The 3,080-nt window shown below is 66.0% G+C and carries 4 protein-coding genes and 1 pseudogene; all 5 read left to right on the forward strand.

Annotated elements, in window-relative coordinates; all coding sequences use genetic code 11:
- Positions 1-387: pseudogene (locus WC493_RS22715) on the forward strand (hypothetical protein); the annotation flags it as partial.
- Positions 388-569: 182 nt separating this feature from the next.
- Positions 570-881, forward strand: coding sequence for a DUF2282 domain-containing protein (locus WC493_RS22720; RefSeq protein WP_373068825.1), 312 nt, complete (start codon positions 570-572; stop codon positions 879-881).
- A 25-nt stretch (positions 882-906) separates the two neighbouring features.
- On the forward strand, positions 907-1,827 hold the full coding sequence (locus tag WC493_RS22725; protein WP_373068827.1) for a DUF692 domain-containing protein: 921 nt from the start codon (positions 907-909) through the stop codon (positions 1,825-1,827).
- Entirely contained in the window at positions 1,824-2,609 is a 786-nt protein-coding gene (locus WC493_RS22730) for a DUF2063 domain-containing protein (protein ID WP_373068829.1), read from the forward strand. The genes WC493_RS22725 and WC493_RS22730 overlap by 4 nt, the downstream gene beginning before the upstream one ends.
- Positions 2,606-3,080: DoxX family protein (locus WC493_RS22735; protein ID WP_373068831.1), on the forward strand; the 475-nt coding region annotated here is incomplete at its 3' end. The genes WC493_RS22730 and WC493_RS22735, both read left to right, overlap by 4 nt.

The following is a 3,080-nucleotide window of genomic DNA, read 5'->3' on the forward strand; positions in this document are numbered from 1 at the left end:
TGGACCGTCGCCGACTACCGCAACATCTGCGCCGCCACCGGCTGCACCGACGTCATGCTCGGCCGCGGCGCGGTCGCCGACCCGCTGCTGGCGCGGCGCATCCGCGACGGCGAGGAATACGCCACCGATGCCGACTGGGCTGAAATCAGCGGCATGCTCGCGGAATTCTGGGCACGGGTGCAGGCCAAACTGCCGCCGCATCAATCGCCCGGCCGCCTCAAGCAATGGCTGGGCATGATGCAACGCAGCTATCCGCAGGCGGAAGTGCTTTACGGCCAGATACGCGAAGCGCGCAAGGCGCCGGAAATCAGCCTGGTGCTCGATCGCTTCGGCATGCGGCCAACACATGTAAGGCCGCGCGACGCTTCGCAGCCGGTGGCGCCCTGACAGGAAGATTTCCGGAGGGCCGGCCGGCCGCACCAGGGGCGGATTTCCTGCAGCTTCACATCTCAAAAATCAATGCTGTAAGGATTCCCCGGCAGCGCCGACTACTGGCACAGCAGGGTCGAAATCCTCGAGCGCCTGCAAGCAAGCAACGAATCCAACCCACTGATTTAAGGAGATTTGCCATGAACAAGACAATGACTGCCGCATCCCTCGCCCTGGCCCTCGGTGCCGCCCTGACTGTCGCTGCCGCGCCGGCTGCCGCCGCGGACGACAAGATGTCCATGGAAAAGGAGCACTGCTACGGCGTCGCCCTCAAGGGCAAGAACGACTGCAAGGCCGGCGCCGGAACGACCTGCGCCGGAACGTCGAAGATGGATTACCAGAGCAATGCCTTTTTGGCGGTTCCCAAGGGCACCTGCGAGAAGACCGTATCGAAAACCTCCCCGACCGGCTTCGGTCAACTCAAGGAGTTCAAGGCCAAGATGGCCGGCTGAGTCGAACGCGAACGCGGCGCCGACAATGAACGCACCTGCCCCATCCGTGCCGGACACTGTCGGCGGCGCCGCTCGGACCCTGCCTGTCCGGGGCGGCGTCGGTCTGAAACCCGAGCATTTCCGGGAGATCCTCGCCACCGGCCCGGACATCGGCTTTTTCGAGATCCACGCCGAGAACTACATGGTGGACGGCGGCCCTTTCCATCACTACCTGAGCCGCATCCGCGAACGCTATCCGCTGTCGATCCACGGCGTCGGGCTGTCCATCGGCGGCGAGTCTCCACTCGACGCGAAGCATCTTGACCGGTTGGCCATGCTGCTCGCCCGCTACCAGCCCGAGTCCTTCTCCGAGCATCTCGCCTGGGCCAGCCACGGCGACGTCTTTCTCAACGACCTGCTGCCGGTTCCGTATCACGCGGAGACCCTGGCACGCGTCTGCGATCACGTCGATCAGGTGCAGGATCGTCTCCGGCGCCGCATGCTGCTGGAGAATCCGGCGACCTACGTCGAATTCGCCGCGTCGACGATGGCGGAAACCGGGTTCATCGCCGAGGTGGTGCGCCGCACCGGCTGCGGCCTGCTGCTCGACGTAAGCAATGTCTACGTCGCGTGCGTCAACCATCACCGCGACCCTTACGCCTACATCGACTCGCTGCCGGCGGATGCCGTGGGGCAAATTCATCTCGCGGGTTTTGCGCGAGACATCGACGCGGCGGGCGATCCGCTTCTGATCGACAGCCACGGCGCGCCGGTGGCGCAGGTCGTCTGGGATCTCTACCGCCATGCGCTGGCGCGCGTGGGGCCGGTGCCGACCCTGATCGAGCGCGACAACGACATCCCGGCCTTCGCCGTGCTTCTCGCCGAGGCGCACCAGGCAGAGAGGTCGATGCGCGAGGCGGCTGCGCCGTCGATCGTCGAAAGTCTCTCCTGCGGGATATGCGCATGAGCGATCAGCAGGCCTTTGCCGATGCACTGCTGGCTGCCGGGACAAGCTGCCCGCCGGGCTTGTCGACCTGGAACGGATCCGATCCGGGACGCCGCTTCGCCATATACCGCAACAATGCCATCGTCTCGCTGATCGATGCGCTGGCCGACACCTGCCCGGTGACGCAGCAACTGGTCGGCGAGGAATTCTTCCGCGCCATGGCCCGCCTGTTCGTTCAGGAAAATCCGCCGCGTTCGCCCATGCTGGCGTTCTACGGCGAGGGATTCGCGGAGTTCATCGAGGCATTCACGCCGGCGGCCGCTGTCCCCTACCTGGCAGACGTGGCGCGGCTCGAAATGCTGCGCGTGTCGGCCTGCCATGCAGCCGATGCCACGCCGCTGGCGCCGGAAGATATCGCCCGCCTGCTGGAGGACGTTGCCGCGCTGCCGGCGGCGCGAATCGGCTTGCACCCGTCGCTCGCGGTTCTGCGTTCCGGCCACGCCGTGGTTTCCCTGTGGGCGGCACACCAGGCGGCAGATGCGGTGCAGGCGCTGGCCGCGGTCGATCCCGCTGTCGCGGAGGCGGCCCTGGTGCTGCGCGCCGGACTCGAGGTGGAGATTTCCCGCATCCCGGATGGCGCGGCCATCTTCATCATGCATCTGCGGCAAGGCGCCGCCCTCGGCCGCGCGGTCGAGCGCGCATTGGCCGCCGATCCCGCATTCGATCTGACCGCGACACTGGGGCTGCTGATTCGTGGCGGCGCCATTACCCGCATGACCATCCCGGAGAGCACGACATCATGAATACAGGCAGCATCGCCACCACGCCAGCCCGCGTCACTGCGTCCTGGTTGCAGGAGTCTATCCGGGCGCTGATCGGTCTCCTTGCCCGCATCCCGGATTCCCTGATCGCGTTCACCGGTCGCTTCTCCGTCGCTGCGGTGTTCTGGAAATCCGGCCAGACCAAGATCCAGGGCTTTGCGGTGGACATCGTGAACGGCGAGTTTCAGTTCGGCGTGCCGCGTCTGTCCGACTCGGTCGTCGCGCTGTTTCGCGACGAATATCGGCTGCCGTTCGTCTCGCCCGAACTCGCAGCGCCGCTGGCGGCCTTCGCCGAACACCTGTTTCCGCTATTGATCCTGGTCGGCCTGGCGACCCGCTTCTCCGCCGTCGCCCTGCTGATCATGACGATGACGATCCAGCTTCTGGTCTACCCCGACGCCTATCCGACGCATGGCGTCTGGGCCACCGTCCTGCTGTTCCTCGTCGCCAGAG

This window comes from Zavarzinia sp. (assembly GCF_041650655.1).
Lineage (GTDB): Bacteria > Pseudomonadota > Alphaproteobacteria > Zavarziniales > Zavarziniaceae > Zavarzinia.

Excerpts from the sequence above, each read along its gene's own strand:
- WC493_RS22730 (WP_373068829.1), top strand. The coding sequence starts at position 1,824 with ATGAGCGATCAGCAGGCCTTTGCCGATGCACTGCTGGCTGCCGGGACA.
- WC493_RS22725 (WP_373068827.1), top strand. The coding sequence starts at position 907 with ATGAACGCACCTGCCCCATCCGTGCCGGACACTGTCGGCGGCGCCGCT.
- WC493_RS22720 (WP_373068825.1), top strand. The coding sequence starts at position 570 with ATGAACAAGACAATGACTGCCGCATCCCTCGCCCTGGCCCTCGGTGCC.